General features: G+C 62.6%; 15 protein-coding genes. 5 read left to right on the top strand and 10 right to left on the bottom strand.

What is annotated here, in order from left to right:
• Positions 1 to 2: 2 nt before the first annotated feature.
• From tsf to EJ067_RS32590, 6 genes are all read right to left on the bottom strand, one after another.
• Positions 3 to 923, bottom strand: a complete 921-nt coding sequence (gene tsf / locus EJ067_RS32615; protein ID WP_126089177.1) for a translation elongation factor Ts — start codon at positions 921 to 923, stop codon at positions 3 to 5.
• 119 nt (positions 924 to 1,042) lie between these two features.
• Positions 1,043 to 1,822, bottom strand: a complete 780-nt coding sequence (rpsB, locus tag EJ067_RS32610) for a 30S ribosomal protein S2 (protein ID WP_126089176.1) — start codon at positions 1,820 to 1,822, stop codon at positions 1,043 to 1,045.
• Positions 1,823 to 1,998: 176 nt separating this feature from the next.
• A complete protein-coding gene (locus tag EJ067_RS32605; RefSeq protein WP_126089175.1) occupies positions 1,999 to 2,610 on the bottom strand; it encodes a LysE family translocator in 612 nt (203 codons plus the stop codon).
• Positions 2,607 to 2,885 carry a DUF4031 domain-containing protein gene (locus tag EJ067_RS32600; RefSeq protein WP_126089174.1) on the bottom strand — a complete coding sequence of 93 codons (279 nt, stop codon included), beginning with the start codon at positions 2,883 to 2,885 and terminating at the stop codon, positions 2,607 to 2,609. Before EJ067_RS32600 ends, EJ067_RS32605 begins: the two co-directional genes overlap by 4 nt.
• A 63-nt stretch (positions 2,886 to 2,948) precedes the next feature.
• Positions 2,949 to 4,244: a hypothetical protein gene (locus tag EJ067_RS32595; protein ID WP_126089173.1), complete on the bottom strand. Its 1,296-nt coding sequence runs from the start codon at positions 4,242 to 4,244 to the stop codon at positions 2,949 to 2,951.
• A gap of 97 nt (positions 4,245 to 4,341) precedes the next feature.
• The gene (locus EJ067_RS32590; protein ID WP_126089172.1) at positions 4,342 to 5,172 is read right to left on the bottom strand and encodes a cell envelope integrity EipB family protein; all 831 of its coding nucleotides are present in this window, start codon (positions 5,170 to 5,172) and stop codon (positions 4,342 to 4,344) included.
• Between the two features lie 138 nt (positions 5,173 to 5,310).
• On the opposite strand from EJ067_RS32590, the gene EJ067_RS32585 reads away from it, so the two are divergent.
• The 5 genes from EJ067_RS32585 to EJ067_RS32565 all read left to right on the top strand — a co-directional run bounded on the left by EJ067_RS32585 (position 5,311) and on the right by EJ067_RS32565 (position 9,856).
• Positions 5,311 to 5,772, top strand: a complete 462-nt coding sequence (locus tag EJ067_RS32585) for a RidA family protein (RefSeq protein WP_126089171.1) — start codon at positions 5,311 to 5,313, stop codon at positions 5,770 to 5,772.
• A 12-nt stretch (positions 5,773 to 5,784) separates the two neighbouring features.
• A complete protein-coding gene (locus EJ067_RS32580; protein WP_126089170.1) occupies positions 5,785 to 6,513 on the top strand; it encodes a glycerophosphodiester phosphodiesterase in 729 nt (242 codons plus the stop codon).
• A 169-nt stretch (positions 6,514 to 6,682) separates the two neighbouring features.
• Positions 6,683 to 7,897, top strand: coding sequence for a GNAT family N-acetyltransferase (locus tag EJ067_RS32575; RefSeq protein ID WP_126089169.1), 1,215 nt, complete (start codon positions 6,683 to 6,685; stop codon positions 7,895 to 7,897).
• A gap of 120 nt (positions 7,898 to 8,017) precedes the next feature.
• Positions 8,018 to 8,443 carry an HIT family protein gene (locus EJ067_RS32570; protein ID WP_126089168.1) on the top strand — a complete coding sequence of 142 codons (426 nt, stop codon included), beginning with the start codon at positions 8,018 to 8,020 and terminating at the stop codon, positions 8,441 to 8,443.
• 318 nt (positions 8,444 to 8,761) lie between these two features.
• The gene (locus tag EJ067_RS32565; protein ID WP_245468099.1) at positions 8,762 to 9,856 is read left to right on the top strand and encodes a phosphatase PAP2 family protein; all 1,095 of its coding nucleotides are present in this window, start codon (positions 8,762 to 8,764) and stop codon (positions 9,854 to 9,856) included.
• 17 nt (positions 9,857 to 9,873) lie between these two features.
• Here EJ067_RS32565 and EJ067_RS32560 read toward each other — a convergent pair whose 3' ends face one another.
• The 4 genes from EJ067_RS32560 to EJ067_RS32545 all read right to left on the bottom strand — a co-directional run bounded on the left by EJ067_RS32560 (position 9,874) and on the right by EJ067_RS32545 (position 13,999).
• Positions 9,874 to 10,497: a chloramphenicol phosphotransferase gene (locus EJ067_RS32560; RefSeq protein WP_126089167.1), complete on the bottom strand. Its 624-nt coding sequence runs from the start codon at positions 10,495 to 10,497 to the stop codon at positions 9,874 to 9,876.
• A 97-nt stretch (positions 10,498 to 10,594) separates the two neighbouring features.
• Positions 10,595 to 13,060 (bottom strand): ATP-dependent Clp protease ATP-binding subunit ClpA, encoded by a 2,466-nt coding sequence (clpA, locus tag EJ067_RS32555; RefSeq protein WP_126089166.1) that lies wholly within the window; start codon positions 13,058 to 13,060, stop codon positions 10,595 to 10,597.
• Positions 13,061 to 13,066: 6 nt separating this feature from the next.
• Positions 13,067 to 13,393, bottom strand: a complete 327-nt coding sequence (gene clpS / locus EJ067_RS32550) for an ATP-dependent Clp protease adapter ClpS (protein ID WP_168247384.1) — start codon at positions 13,391 to 13,393, stop codon at positions 13,067 to 13,069.
• A 276-nt stretch (positions 13,394 to 13,669) separates the two neighbouring features.
• Positions 13,670 to 13,999, bottom strand: a complete 330-nt coding sequence (locus EJ067_RS32545) for a phasin family protein (protein ID WP_059185707.1) — start codon at positions 13,997 to 13,999, stop codon at positions 13,670 to 13,672.
• Between the last annotated feature and the right edge of the window lie 149 nt (positions 14,000 to 14,148).

Below are 14,148 nucleotides of genomic sequence, written 5' to 3'. Positions count from 1 at the left end.
GGCTATTTCTTGACCGCGGCCGCGACTTCCGCCGCGAAATCGGTCGTTTCCTTCTCGATGCCTTCGCCAAGCGCGAAGCGCAGGTAGGCGCTGATCTTGGCCGGAGCGCCGATCTCCTTCTCGGCATCCTTCAGCGCCTTCTCGACGGTGATGTCGGGATTGAGCACGAAGGCCTGCTTCAGAAGCACCACCTCTTCATAGAACTTGCGCAGGCGGCCCTCGACCATCTTCTCGATGATCGCCTCGGGCTTGCCGGTCTGGCGTGCCTGGTCGGCGAAGATCGCCTTCTCGCGCTCGACCGCAGCCGGATCGAGTTCTTCCGTGGTCAGCGCCATCGGGTTGGTGGCGGCGACATGCATGGCGACCTGACGGCCGAAGGCGTTCGCCGCATGCTCGTTGCCGGTGGTCTCGATCGCGACCAGCACGCCGAGCTTGCCGAGGCCATCGACGACGGCATTGTGCACATAAGTCGCGACAGCGCCGTGCGGGACGGTGAGCTTGGCCGAACGGCGGAAGCCCATGTTCTCGCCAATGGTGCCTACCGCGTCCTTGATGGTCTCGGTGACCGACTTGTCGGAGCCCGGATATTTGGCCGCAGCCACGGCCTCGGTCGTGCCATAGGCGAGCGCGACCTTGGCGACGTTGGCGACGATTTCCTGGAAGGCGGCGTTGCGGGCAACGAAGTCGGTCTCGGAATTGACCTCGACGACGGCGGCTTCACGCACGCCGGAATCGACGCCGATCAGGCCCTCCGCCGCAGTGCGGCCGGCCTTCTTGTCGGCCTTGGAGATGCCCTTCTTGCGCAGCCAGTCGACGGCCTCTTCCATGTTGCCGTTGGTTTCGTTCAACGCCGCCTTGCAGTCCATCATGCCCGCGCCGGTCAAGTCGCGGAGTTCTTTGACCTGTGCAGCCGAAATGCTCATTGTCGCCTCTTTGTTTCAAATGCGCCGACGCACCATCGGTACTCGATGATGCGCCCGGCAAAAGCGCTTTAGCGCGCCAACTTATTGGAAAGATGAAGGCCGGAGCCGGCCTTCGCTTTTCAAGCTTCCGGAACCTCGGTGGCCGGCGTGTCGAGGGCCGGCTCGACCGGAGCCTCGGCAGACGCGCCGATATCCATGCCGAGGGCGCCCTGCTGGCGGGCGATGCCGTCGATGGCAGCCTTGGCGATCAGATCGCAATAGAGCTGGATGGCGCGCGCCGCGTCGTCATTGCCCGGGATCGGGAAGTCGATCTTGTCCGGATCGCAGTTCGAATCGATGATGGCGACGACCGGGATGCCGAGGCGCTTGGCCTCGAGGATGGCGATCGCTTCCTTGTTGGTGTCGATGACGAACATCAGGTCCGGCGTCGAGCCCATGTCCTTGATGCCGCCCAGCGCCTTGTTGAGCTTCTCGCGCTCGCGGTCGAGGTTGAGGCGCTCCTTCTTGGTGAGGCCCTGGGCCTCGCCGGCCAGCGTCTCGTCGAGCTTGCGCAGGCGCTGGATCGAGTTCGAGATCGTCTTCCAGTTGGTCAGCATGCCGCCCAGCCAACGCGAGTTGACATAGTACTGGGCCGAACGCTGCGCGGCGTCGGCGACGATGTCCGAAGCCTGGCGCTTGGTGCCGACGAACAGCACGCGGCCGCCCTTGGCGACAGTGTCGGAAACCTGCTTCAGGGCCTGGTGCAGCAGCGGCACCGTCTGCGACAGGTCGATGATGTGGATGTTGTTGCGGGCGCCGTAGATATAGGGCGCCATCTTCGGGTTCCAGCGATGGGTCTGGTGGCCGAAGTGAACACCAGCTTCCAAAAGCTGGCGCATGCTGAAATCAGGCAGAGCCATTCTTTAGTTCCTTTCCGGTTGGCCTCCACGGACACAGGCATTTCGGACTTTACGTCCTGATGCCACCGGAGGTTTCAGCCGGATTTCTCCCGGGCAGACACCAAAGTCCGTGTGTGGAATGAGCGCACATATAGAGGGGAAGCGCGACAAACGCAAGCGCTGCCGCGTCTGCCAGTTCAACGTGCGGCGATCAGCGCACCGGTGCCGATCATTGCGCCGCCGGCAAACCTGTTCATCAGGCGCATGCGCCTCGGCGTTCTGAACCAGACCGAAGCCCGCCCGGCAAGTGCTGCATAGACGCCCATCGTGGCGATATTGACGCTGATGACGATTGCGACGACGAGCAGTCCGTCGGCGAAGGTCATGGTATCGAGGTCAAGGATCAGCGGCATGATCGATGCGTGGAACAGGATTGCCTTGGGGTTGCCGAGTGCGATGGAGGCGCCTAGGAAAAACGACCTTGACAGTCCCGCCTGACCTGCCTGCGGCCCAACTGCCTGGGTGGCGGCCGACCGCCACATCCTGATACCGAGAAACACCAGATAGACCGCGCCTGCATACTTCAAGGCGAGAAACACCCATTCGAAGGTCTGTGCCAGCGCCACCAGACCGAGCAGCGCCAGGGTCACCAGCACCGCGTCACCGGCGGCAATGCCGACGCCGGCGATGAATGCCCTGATAAAACCACGCGACACGCCATTGGTGATGACGGCGAACATCGATGGGCCGGGCGTGGCGGCAGCAAGTGTGATCGCCGCGCAGTAGGCTAGAAATGCCGTAAACGTCATGGTCGTATCTTCCCGTTCGGAACCCGCACGCGGCGGAAGATCGCGACGATCTCCTCACGGCTGCACTCGATGGCGCCCAGCCGCACCGCGCGGTCGCGCTCGAAGCCGGTTATGTCATAGTGCGGCGCCGATGTCTTGGGCGGTCCCTGATAGGACGAACGCTTCACGCCAAGCTCGGCGGCGAAGCGATGCAACTCGTCGGTGTCGTCGGCCATCAGGTGACACCAGCAATGGCCGGCCCATTTCCAGATCGCCGCATCGACATAGACAGCCATTGAACCTGCTGCACTCCAACCGACAGGGGCGGCCCGTTCACCGTCACCCGGGCCGATGTGAAGTCAGCGATGATAGAAGGGATTCGGATAGGAAATGAAGCCGCCGACGGTTTCGAGCTCGGTGACGATCCTCGTCACGGCCTCCTGCATGCGCGAGCGCAGCGCGGCAAGCGCCTGGTCGACCGACCCGTAGTAATCGTGCAATCCCAAAGGCTCGGGCACGCGAATGTGGGCGCAGCGGGGTCCCGCGGGCTGCGGGACGAAGCGGTTGATCGTGTCGCGCAACGTGCCTTTGCAATAATCGTTGCGGATGCGCTTCAGATGCTCGGCGATCTCTTCCTGCGTGATCGTTTGATGGGCGAAAGCCCATGGGCCGACGCGCTGGATGCGTTGGATCGCTTCCGCCAATTTTCGCACGCGCTTCTGGTCTTCGGCGTCCGCCTTGCCCTCGCGCAGCCAGCGGCGCGAGCGCCGCAGCAGCCCCGCCGAGTCCAGGCCAGCCTCGGCAGCCATGCCTTCGGCCAGTTGCCGGCCAAGAGCGGCCAGCACGCTCTGTTGGCGGGCGGCATAAGAAGCGCCTTCCTTCGCCGTCAGTCCGCAGACCTGCTCGTCCCGGGATAGCAGCGCTGAATAGATGTGGCAGACGCGTTCCGGCAACGGGCCGTCTCCGGCTCCTTCGATTTTCAGGCTCTTCTCGACATAGGTGCATTCCCTGGCGAGCGCCCGCTCGACATTGCCGGTGAAGGCGAGCTTCCACACCACCAGAGCGACCCAAGCCTTGAAATCCCTGTTCGTTTCGCGACCGCGCTGCAGCGCCTCGAGTCCCATCTCCACGGCGCCTGGGAGCAACGGTCCGACAAAATTGCCATGCCAGCCGACGCCGCCTTCTGGATGAAGCAGCACGCCATGGCCTTTGAGTGCCCAGTCGACAGAATGCGCCTTGGCCGCCTCGCTGTTGCCGGGGATCTGCGCGATCAGATTGTTGGCCAGCCAGAATTTCTGCATCAGCCGGCCAAGCCCGTTCACCACGCCATGCGTGGCCCAGGACGCCGCAAGCGGGCTGACGCGCGAGACGACCTCCTTGTCGATCATCCAGTCGGTGAAGAACTCCGGATGGTTGGGCGTGATGAATGTCGCCTGGCCCGCGCCGCAGCAGGCCGTCAGCCTTTGCTCATCGGCGGCGGGGAAGTCGATGTGGCGGACGTTTGAGACGCCGCGCAGGCCGGCAAGCCGGTTGAACGGCAACAGGTCACGAAAACCTGGAACCCCGCGCAGCATGACGATGCGGTTGACGATCGTCATCACTTTGATCAGCGCCGGATTGGGTCGCGGCGCCACGAACACGTCGATCCTGCCCAAGCTCTCTCCCCCGAAATGCCGTCAGGAGAAATTGGGGTCGGATTGCGGCGCCTTCAAGTCGGGCCGATTGGCAGCCTGCTTGGTGGTTAACCCGCTGCTATTTCGACGCTGGACAGGGCTTGGTCTGATCGAACAGCGACAGGTTGACCAGCTTGCCGGTCATCGAGAAGTCGCCGTAGTCCATGACGAGATCGCGCGTGATGCCGTTCTCGTGCAGCTTGAAGCTGATCCGGTACTCCGGCACTTCCTCTCCGCTTTTGTCGGTCTCGTCAAAATAGGCGATGTCGACCGGCCAGTATTTGTCGCTGGCGAGCTTGGCGAGCGCCGGGGCTTCCGGGTCCGACTTGTCGGCGTCGGTCCTCTTGCCTACGACGACGGTGGTCGTCATCACCTTGTTGGCATCTTCGGAGCCGTCGAACAGATTGGTCTGATAGAAGTTTTCGCCGCTCTCGGCCTTGCCGATCAGTTCAACCAGGTGCTGGGTCGGGAACTGCGTGGCGGCGAGCTCGAGCGTGTTCTTCTCGGGCTTGTCGATGTCGACCTTGAGGCCCTTTGGCTCCCTGGTCGCCATGCCCTTGACCTCCTTGTCGAGGTTCTGGTCGACGAAGGATTTCGTTACGAAGGAGAAGGTCTTGCCTTCGGCGTCCTCGAACGTCGTCGTCTGCTGATCGGTCAGCCTGGTGTTGTCGCTGGTGACGATCTGGGTGACGAAGCGGAACTTCACCGTATAGCCTTCGCAGGGAGAGCCGTTGAACTCATACACCATGCGGCCGGAGATGCCGGTGATGCCCGAGCGGTCGGACGCCTTGTTGAGGGTGAGGTCGTAGACGGCACGGTGCGCCTGCAGCGCCGGCACCGCGAAGGCCGGAGCCATCGGGACGGCCGCCGACAGGAGAGCGGCGGAAAGGAAAAGGCGCGTTACGCGCATGAAGTGCTCCGATCGTCGCGACCGATCGCAGGCCGCAGGGAAAGATGGTCCAGCTTAAAAAAAGTCGTGGCGGAAGCGAGGCAAAAATAGCAATTTCGGCCCGGCCAACGCGGCGCCTTCCAGCAATAGGGAAAACCAATGAGCGAAACAATCGAAAAGCGGCTAAGCGATCTTGGCGTCACCATTCCGGCCGGCGCCGCGCCCGCCGCCAACTATGTGCCCTACTGCCGGACCGGCGATCTGCTTTTCACGGCGGGTCAGTTGCCGCTCAAGGACGGCAAGTTGGTAAGCGGGCTGCTTGGCCGTGACATCGACACCGCCGCCGGCAAGGAGGGCGCGAAATTCTGCGCCATCAACATCCTGGCGCAGGCCAAGGCAGCACTTGGCGATCTCGAGAAAATCCGCCGGCTGGTCAAGATCACCGTCTTCGTCGCCTCGGCGCCCGACTTCGTCGACCAGCATCTGGTCGCCAACGGCGCTTCCGACTTCCTGGTCGCCGCGCTCGGCGAGCGCGGCAAGCATGCCCGCTCCGCCGTCGGCACCGCCTCGCTGCCGCTCAATGCCGCGGTCGAGATCGAAGCGATCTTCGAAGTCGAGTGAGAAGAGCCTGACATGACCGACCTTTCCTGGCTGATCGCCCGCCCGGTTGCGCATCGCGGCTTCCACGACATGAACAGGACGCGCTGGGAGAACACGCTGTCGGCCTTCGCGGCGGCGGCCGAGCGCGGCTATGCCATCGAATGCGACGTGCATATCTCGTCCGACGGCGTTCCCGTAATCATCCACGACGGCGACCTGAAACGCCTGACCGGCGAGGACGGCTTCGTCTGGCAGCGGACCGCCGCCGAGCTGACGGCGCTCAAGGTGGGCGGCACGAAAGACCTCATTCCGACGCTGCAGGAGGCGCTCGACCTGATCGACGGCAGAGTGCCGCTGGTGGTCGAGCTGAAAGGCGTTGCCGGCCACGACCAAGGGCTGGTGGCGAGCGTCGGCAGGCTGCTCAAGCGCTACAGGGGCAAGGTGGCGATCATGTCGTTCGACCACTGGCTGATCCGCGATTTCGCCAAGGATGCGCCGGGCATTCCCGGCGGGCTGACCGCCTACGGCAAGGACAACCATCTGATCGAGGCGCATTTCGCCATGCTGGCGCATGACCTCGCCTTCACCTCCTATGCCGCTGGCGACCTGCCCAACCCGTTCGTGAGCTTCGTGCGCGAAAAGCTCGGAATGCCGGTCATCACCTGGACGGTGCATGACCAGCCGGCGGTCGACCTCACCTTCAAATATGCCGACCAGATGACCTTCGAGGGTTTTGAGCCGGATCTGGTGACGGTGGCCTAGAGCCGGATGACTTCAGCTCGAGACGACCTGAAATCCGATCCGCCTCAATCAATCCAATAGAGAGAGCATGATGTCGTCCGAAAACCGCTTCGCACTTTTCGGCATCATGCTCCGAGGCAGTGCCCGAAACGTGACTTGCGGCAGCCATGAGGACGCTTAAATAAGCCGCATGGATCAAGGTGACGACGACGATGGACGGACTGCGAATGCGGACTATGCGATCCGCGTCGCGGCGGGCATAGGCGCGTTCACCTGCGCGGAATGGGACGGCTTGGCGGGAACCACCCGCGGCGACACGGAAAACGGCTACAACCCGCTCGTTTCATTCGCTTTCCTGAGCGCGCTGGAGGATTCCGGCTGTGCCGTGCGACGCACCGGCTGGCAAGGCCATCACCTCAGGCTCGAGACGGCGCAAGGCAAGCTGCTGGGCGCCCTGCCCTGCTATCTGAAATCACACAGCCAGGGCGAATATGTCTTCGACCATGGCTGGTCCGACGCCTTCGAGCGCGCCGGCGGGCGCTATTACCCCAAGCTGCAATGTTCGGTGCCCTTCACGCCTGTCACCGGCCCTCGCCTGCTGGTCGGCAAAGGCGAGGACGAAGGCGCGGTAAAGGCCGGCCTCGCCGCGGGGCTGAAACTGGTGACCGATAAGCTCGGCGTGTCCTCCGCGCATGTCACTTTCGCGACCGAGTCCGACACGGCGACGCTGGAAGCGGCGGGCTTCCTGCACCGCACCGACCAGCAGTTCCATTTCTTCAACGAAGGCTTCTCGAGCTATGACGACTTTCTCGCCACGCTTGCCTCGCGCAAGCGCAAGGCGATGAAGAAGGAACGGCGCGAGGCGCTGGCCGACGGCATTTCGATCGACTGGCTGACCGGCAAGGATCTGACCGAAAAGGCGTGGGACGATTTCTTTGCCTTCTACATGGATACCGGCGGCAGGAAATGGGGTCGGCCCTATCTCAATCGCCATTTCTTCTCGCTGATCGGCGAGCGCATGGCCGACGACATTCTGCTGGTGATGGCCAGGCGCAACGGCCGCTATATCGCCGGCGCCATCAACTTCATCGGCTCCGACGCGCTCTACGGCCGCAACTGGGGCTGCATCGAGGATCACCCCTTCCTGCATTTCGAGGTTTGCTACCACCAGGCGATCGACTTTGCGATCGAGCGCAAGCTGAAGGTGGTGGAGGCGGGCGCGCAAGGCGAGCATAAGCTGGCGCGCGGCTACCAGCCGGTGACCATGCATTCGGCGCACTACATCGCCCACCCCGGCCTGCGCAATGCGGTCGCCGATTACCTTCGCCGCGAGCGGCGCGAGGTCGAGCGGATGGGCGAATATCTCGAAGAGCACACGCCGTTCCGCAAGGATCTCAAGGAATAGGGCCGAAATCGCCGCGCGCACGGTTTCCGGTCCCGCACGGTCGATCTCGCCTGACTTGCCTTGCCGCATGACGGCGGCCCCGCTACATGGGTCGGAACAGCAAGATCCGGAGCGCCCTTCATGGCCGAAGCCACCTATGATCCCGGCAACATCTTCGCAAAGATCCTGCGCGGCGAAATCCCGTCGCATCGCGTCTACGAGGACGACGCGGTCGTCGCCTTCATGGATGTGATGCCGCAAGGGGTCGGCCACACGCTGGTGGTGCCGAAGGCCCAATCGCGCAATATCCTCGACGCCGATCCGGCGACGTTCGGTCCGCTGTTTGCCGTGGTGCAGAAAGTGGCGGTGGCTGTGAAAAAGGCCTTCAACGCGGACGGCGTGACGCTCTTGCAGTTCAACGAGCCGGCCTCCGGGCAGACCGTCTACCACCTCCATGTCCATGTCATCCCACGCTTCGAAGGCGTGCCGCTGAAGCCGCATTCCGGGCAGATGGAAAAGCCGGAGGTGCTGGCCGAGAGCGCCGGCAAGATCCGCGCGGCACTGTGAAGCTAGCGATCCGCCAGTGTTGAAGGCCGACCGATAGAACCGGACTGACGACCCCCGATTGAGGCTTGCCGCGAGAACCTGCGCGCGATTTTTCGAGACTGGGTCTGGATGACGTTTCGTTGAATCGCCATCCTGATCCAACTCTTTGTCGGAGCACGATCTTCTCCGAAAACCGGTTCCCACGTTTCAGGATCATGCTCTGGACGGTCCCGTGCAGCGCCGGACGTGACCGATTGCACTCGAATCGTTTGGTTAGGAAATATCGAACCATCTGGCTGTAAAACGCCGAGGCAGTGGCGAGCTTTTGGGTTTCGAACCATGGAAAATTCGGTTGCGGCGTCGACCCCCCTTGCGAGGACGGCTGCCGGTCGCGCTTTTCTGATTGCCCTGGCGGACGCCTTTCGACGGCAGCGGCTGCTGCACGCCATGGCCGTCTGTGCCCTGCTCCTGGCAACACTGGTCGGCATGCGTACCGGAAACATGCCGGATTTCAGCGTGCTGAAGGAATACCTTCAATACCTCTTCATCGCTTTCTGGATCTGCGGCTGCGTCTTTGCGCTTGGGGTCTTTCTCCACCTTGCGCTGGTCAAGCGGGATACCGAACCGCTCGGCACCTTCCTGAAATCGCTGGGCAGCTTTTTCGGCGATGCCGAACGCACTGCCAACAGCCTGAACGGCCTTGCCGCGAGCATCGCCTTCGTATCCGCCGTCGGCGTGCTGAAAGGAGCCATCGCAATCCTTTCCCCGTTTGCATGGGACAAGGCGCTCGCCCACGCCGATCGGATCCTGCATTTCGGTCGAGCACCAGACGAATGGCTATGGTTTGTCGTCCAGTCGCCATTTGCATTGAGGATGTTCAATATCGCGTACAACTTCTGGTTCATAGTGCTCATTGCCACGGTTTTCACCGCCTGCATCACACGCAACGATACGAAGCTGCGTCATCAGTTCCTGATGAGCTTCATGCTGGTATGGACGCTTGGCGGCTTCTTCCTGGCGATGGGGCTCTCGTCGGCGGGGCCGTGCTATTACGAGCGACTGGGGCTCGGCGGTGACTTTCACCCCCTCATGCAGGCACTCGCCGCCGCCGATCGCATCTATCCGATCTGGGCGCTCGGCACCCAGGACATGCTATGGAGCGGCTACATCGGCGCCACCGACGGCAGTATCGGAATATCGGCTTTCCCATCCATGCACGTGGCGATGGCGGTGCTTTTTTCCCTTTACGCAACGCGGCGCTCCCGGCTGGCCGGTATCCTGATGTGGGCATTCGCCGGTGTGATCATGGTCGGCTCGGTCGTGCTCGGCTGGCACTATGCCATCGACGGCTACGCGGGTGCGCTCTTGTCGATTATGATCTGGAAGGCATGCGGATATTTCCTGGCACGCTTCGCGCCCTCAGGGGTTGCTTGAGGCTCAGGGTTTGGCATTTACGCCAGCCTGCGAAAGGCCAGCGGTTCCGGCCCGGCATCAAGCCGTTGGCGAATTGCGCTGGCGCACTCGGCTGGATCTTGCCGCGATGTATCGACTTCGAAATCGTAAACGCCCGGCCTATGCACCTCTTCCTGCCAAAGACCGACGGGCAGCGGTACTGGGTCGTCGACAGAGCCGGTCACATACCCTCCCTCCGCTCCACTCGCGGCACGCCTTTGCATGATCACTTCCACCGGGCAGCGGACCCCGACAAACAGGACCGGCAGGCCGGCGAGACGCCTGGCGCATTCGTGAAGGATGCCGAGTGGCCTCGAATAGTTGTCGTGATGGCCAACGTCGGTGACGACGTTCAAGCCCAGCCGGCTGTGTGCCGCGATGGACCCATAAAGCCCGGCGTAGAGGTTCGGCACGACGGTTTCGAGATCGGGACGTTCGCCGCCGGGACGCAGGCCTATGCCGGGACGGAACCGCGGCGGCGTTGCCTGCGCATAGCTATCGACGCCGAGATTGATCCAGATGCCCTCGAATGTCTCCTGGATCGCCAGGGCGATGCTCGACTTTCCCGACCGCGGCGCACCGTTGAGAATGATGATCTGTCCAGCCAATGCCGGTTCCTCCAACGAAAAAAGCCCCGTCCCCGGGGCTTTTTGATTTCAATCCTTGTCGCCCAAAAGTGCGACACCTAATGAGCGTTCAGAGGGACGCGCTTTAGGCCGATCAGCTCTTGCGGGGCAGTTGCGGGACCAGGCTTCGCTTGCCGCCGTCCTTGCCCTTCGGCTCCGGCTTCTGCGCCACCGCCTTCTTGGCGACGGACTTCTTGGCCACCGCCTTCCTAGGCTTCGGAGCATCCTCCGGCTCTTCCTTCTTCGGCTTCACCGGGGCTTCGTCGGCGAGCGATTCGAGCTTCAGGCCGGTCTCGCCGGTCTCCTTCTTCTCGACGGTGACGCGCACCGTGCCGCCCTTCTTCAGCTTGCCGAACAGCACCTCGTCCGCCAGCGGCTTCTTGATGTGCTCCTGGATCACGCGACCGAGCGGACGCGCTCCCATGCGCTCGTCATAGCCCTTGTCGGCCAGCCACGCGATCGCGTCCGGCGACAGGTCGAAGGTGACGCCCCGCTCGGAGAGCTGAGCCTCGAGCTGCATGACGAACTTCTGCACCACCTGGTGGATCACCGGCACCGGCAGCGAGCCGAACGGGATGATCGCATCGAGACGGTTGCGGAACTCCGGCGTGAACAGCCGGTTGATCGCCTCGACGTCGTCGCCCTCGCGCTTGGTCGAGCCGAAGCCGATCGCCGCGCGCTGAGCGTCCGACGCGCCCGCATTGGTCGTCATGATCAGGATGACGTTGCGGAAGTCGATCTGCTTGCCGTTGTGGTCGGTCAGCTTGCCGTGGTCCATCACCTGCAACAGGATGTTGAACAGGTCAGGATGCGCCTTCTCGACCTCGTCGAGCAGCAGCACGCAATGCGGATGCTGGTCGACGCCGTCGGTCAGCAGACCGCCCTGGTCGAAGCCGACATAGCCGGGAGGCGCGCCGATCAGCCGCGAGACGGTGTGGCGTTCCATATATTCCGACATGTCGAAGCGGATCAGCTCGACGCCGAGCGAGGCGGCAAGCTGCTTGGCGACTTCCGTCTTGCCGACGCCGGTCGGGCCTGAGAACAAGTAGGAGCCGATCGGCTTCTCCGGTTCGCGCAGGCCGGCCCGCGCCAGCTTGATCGCCGAGGTCAGCGCGGTGATCGCGGTATCCTGGCCGTAGACGACGCGCTTCAGCTCGACATCGAGGCCTTGCAGCACCTTCTCGTCGTCGGCCGAAACTGTCTTCGGCGGGATGCGCGCCATGGTGGCGACCGTCGCCTCGATTTCCTTGATGCCGATCGTCTTCTTGCGCTTGGCTTCCGGCACCAGCATCTGCGAGGCGCCGGTCTCGTCGATCACGTCGATTGCCTTGTCCGGCAGCTTGCGGTCGTTGATGTAGCGCGCCGAGAGCTCGACCGAAGCCTTGATCGCTTCAGACGTGTAGCGGACCTTGTGGAACTCCTCGAAATAGGGCTTCAGGCCCTTCATGATCTCGATGGCGTCCTCGATGGTCGGCTCGTTGACGTCGATCTTCTGGAAGCGCCGCACCAACGCGCGGTCCTTCTCGAAGAACTGGCGGAACTCCTTGTAAGTGGTCGAGCCGATGCAGCGGATCGCACCTGACGAAAGCGCCGGCTTCAACAGGTTCGACGCATCCATGGCGCCGCCGGAGGTGGCGCCGGCCCCGATCACGGTGTGGATCTCGTCGATGAACAGAACCGCCCCGGGATAGTCCTCGAGCTCCTTGACGACCTGCTTCAGCCGCTCCTCGAAGTCGCCGCGATAGCGCGTGCCGGCCAGCAGCGTGCCCATGTCGAGCGCGAAGATGGTGGCGTCCTGCAGCACCTCGGGCACGTCGCCCTCGACGATTCGCTTGGCGAGGCCCTCGGCGATCGCCGTCTTGCCGACGCCGGGGTCACCGACATAGAGCGGGTTGTTCTTGGAGCGGCGGCACAGCACCTGGATGGTGCGGTTGATCTCGCTCTCGCGGCCGATCAGCGGATCGATCTTGCCGGCCTTGGCCTTGTTGTTGAGGTTGATGCAGTAGGCCGTCAGCGCGTCCTGCGGCTTCTTCTTGCCATTGTCTTCCTGCGGCTCGGCGCCGTTCTGGCCGCCCTGCTCGTCCTCGGCGCCGCGCGGAGTGCGCGACTCCGAAGCGCCGGGGCGCTTGGCGATGCCATGCGAGATGTAGTTGACCGCGTCGTAGCGGGTCATCTGCTGTTCCTGCAGGAAATAGGCGGCGTGGCTCTCGCGCTCGGCGAAGATGGCGACGAGCACGTTGGCGCCGGACACTTCCTCGCGGCCGGACGACTGCACGTGGATGACGGCGCGCTGGATGACGCGCTGGAACCCGGCGGTCGGCTTGGAATCCTCGTCGTAACCGGTGACGAGGTTGTCGAGCTCGGTGTCGATATAGGTGAGAACCGTGTGCTTGAGCTCGTCGAGATCGACGTTGCAGGCGCGCATCACGGCGGCCGCCTCGGTGTCGTCGATGAGCGCGAGCAGCAAATGTTCGAGCGTTGCATATTCATGATGCCGCTCGTTGGCGAATGTCAGCGCCTGATGTAGCGCCTTTTCCAGGCCTTGGGAGAAAGCCGGCATGTTACCTCACTTCTTCTCCATCACGCATTGCAGCGGATGCTGATTCTGTCGGGCGAAATCCATGACCTGAGACACTTTGGTCTCGGCCACCTCGAATGTGTAGACCCCGCACTCGCCCACTCCATGATTATGAACATGCAGCATGATGCGTGTGGCGGCCTCGCGGTCCTTCTGGAAAAAACGCTCCAGGACGTGGACCACGAACTCCATGGGAGTGTAGTCGTCGTTGAGGATGAGGACCCTGTAGAGGCTGGGCTTCTTGGTCTTGGTTTTGGTGCGCGTGATGACCGCAGTGCCGCGGCCGTGATCGTTTCGGTCGTCGTCACCTTGCATTCGCACCACGCCTGCCGTGGCAGTCAAACCGATCGTCACGTAGTCCTGCCTTTTCGAATCCTCATGCGAGTTCAACATGTAGGTCTTCGATGACCGATTTTAAGCCCTTCTGTTTAGCTGACAATATGGCTAGGTGGGCAAACTTCAGCGAATTTCTCAATCGTGAATGCGGCAAGGCTCGGGCGCTGCAATCGCGCACGAAAAAACCCGGCCGCGCTTCCGCGACCGGGTCCTTTATGCAGGCCGGCTGGTCGTGTCGGATATGATCCGACGAAATTACTTCGCCTTGGCGACGACCGATTCGAACGGCTTGTAGGCTTCCTTGGCGAGCTCGGCATAAAGATTGCCGATCTTGCTGGCCTCGGCCACGAAGCTCTCGTAGCTCTGCTTGGCGTAGTCGGTCTGGATCTCGATGGCCTTCTCGATCGACTTGGCCGAGAACAGCTTCTCGACGGCGGCGCTGCCGGCCTCGAAGCTCTTCTTGGTATATTCGCCGGCTTCGGTGGCGATCGCCTGCGCGCCCTTGGTGAGCGAGGCAAAGCTCTTCAGCCCGGTGTCGGCAAATTCCTTGCCGTATTTCGTGAAGTCCTCATAGGTCTGGGTCATTTCATACTTCCCTTGTTGAAACGCCCATTTGCCCCGGGCGCGCTTGTGCAATGCACTGGAACATATTGTGCGCTGCACAAAAAGTCAAGATTCCCTTGAACCGCAAGGGCCGCGAGTGACAGCAACCGCTAAAATTCGAATAAACAGAG

The organism is Mesorhizobium sp. M1D.F.Ca.ET.043.01.1.1, from assembly GCF_003952385.1.
Taxonomy (GTDB): Bacteria; Pseudomonadota; Alphaproteobacteria; order Rhizobiales; family Rhizobiaceae; genus Mesorhizobium.
Note: the sequence above shows the minus strand (reverse complement) of the source record. Positions and strands in the feature narration are given on the sequence as shown.

Excerpts from the sequence above, each read along its gene's own strand:
- clpA (WP_126089166.1), bottom strand. The coding sequence starts at position 13,060 with ATGCCGGCTTTCTCCCAAGGCCTGGAAAAGGCGCTACATCAGGCGCTG.
- EJ067_RS32565 (WP_245468099.1), top strand. The coding sequence starts at position 8,762 with ATGGAAAATTCGGTTGCGGCGTCGACCCCCCTTGCGAGGACGGCTGCC.
- EJ067_RS32600 (WP_126089174.1), bottom strand. The coding sequence starts at position 2,885 with ATGGCTGTCTATGTCGATGCGGCGATCTGGAAATGGGCCGGCCATTGC.
- EJ067_RS32580 (WP_126089170.1), top strand. The coding sequence starts at position 5,785 with ATGACCGACCTTTCCTGGCTGATCGCCCGCCCGGTTGCGCATCGCGGC.
- rpsB (WP_126089176.1), bottom strand. The coding sequence starts at position 1,822 with ATGGCTCTGCCTGATTTCAGCATGCGCCAGCTTTTGGAAGCTGGTGTT.
- clpS (WP_168247384.1), bottom strand. The coding sequence starts at position 13,393 with ATGCAAGGTGACGACGACCGAAACGATCACGGCCGCGGCACTGCGGTC.
- EJ067_RS32605 (WP_126089175.1), bottom strand. The coding sequence starts at position 2,610 with ATGACGTTTACGGCATTTCTAGCCTACTGCGCGGCGATCACACTTGCT.
- EJ067_RS32545 (WP_059185707.1), bottom strand. The coding sequence starts at position 13,999 with ATGACCCAGACCTATGAGGACTTCACGAAATACGGCAAGGAATTTGCC.
- tsf (WP_126089177.1), bottom strand. The coding sequence starts at position 923 with ATGAGCATTTCGGCTGCACAGGTCAAAGAACTCCGCGACTTGACCGGC.
- EJ067_RS32585 (WP_126089171.1), top strand. The coding sequence starts at position 5,311 with ATGAGCGAAACAATCGAAAAGCGGCTAAGCGATCTTGGCGTCACCATT.
- EJ067_RS32570 (WP_126089168.1), top strand. The coding sequence starts at position 8,018 with ATGGCCGAAGCCACCTATGATCCCGGCAACATCTTCGCAAAGATCCTG.
- EJ067_RS32590 (WP_126089172.1), bottom strand. The coding sequence starts at position 5,172 with ATGCGCGTAACGCGCCTTTTCCTTTCCGCCGCTCTCCTGTCGGCGGCC.
- EJ067_RS32575 (WP_126089169.1), top strand. The coding sequence starts at position 6,683 with ATGGATCAAGGTGACGACGACGATGGACGGACTGCGAATGCGGACTAT.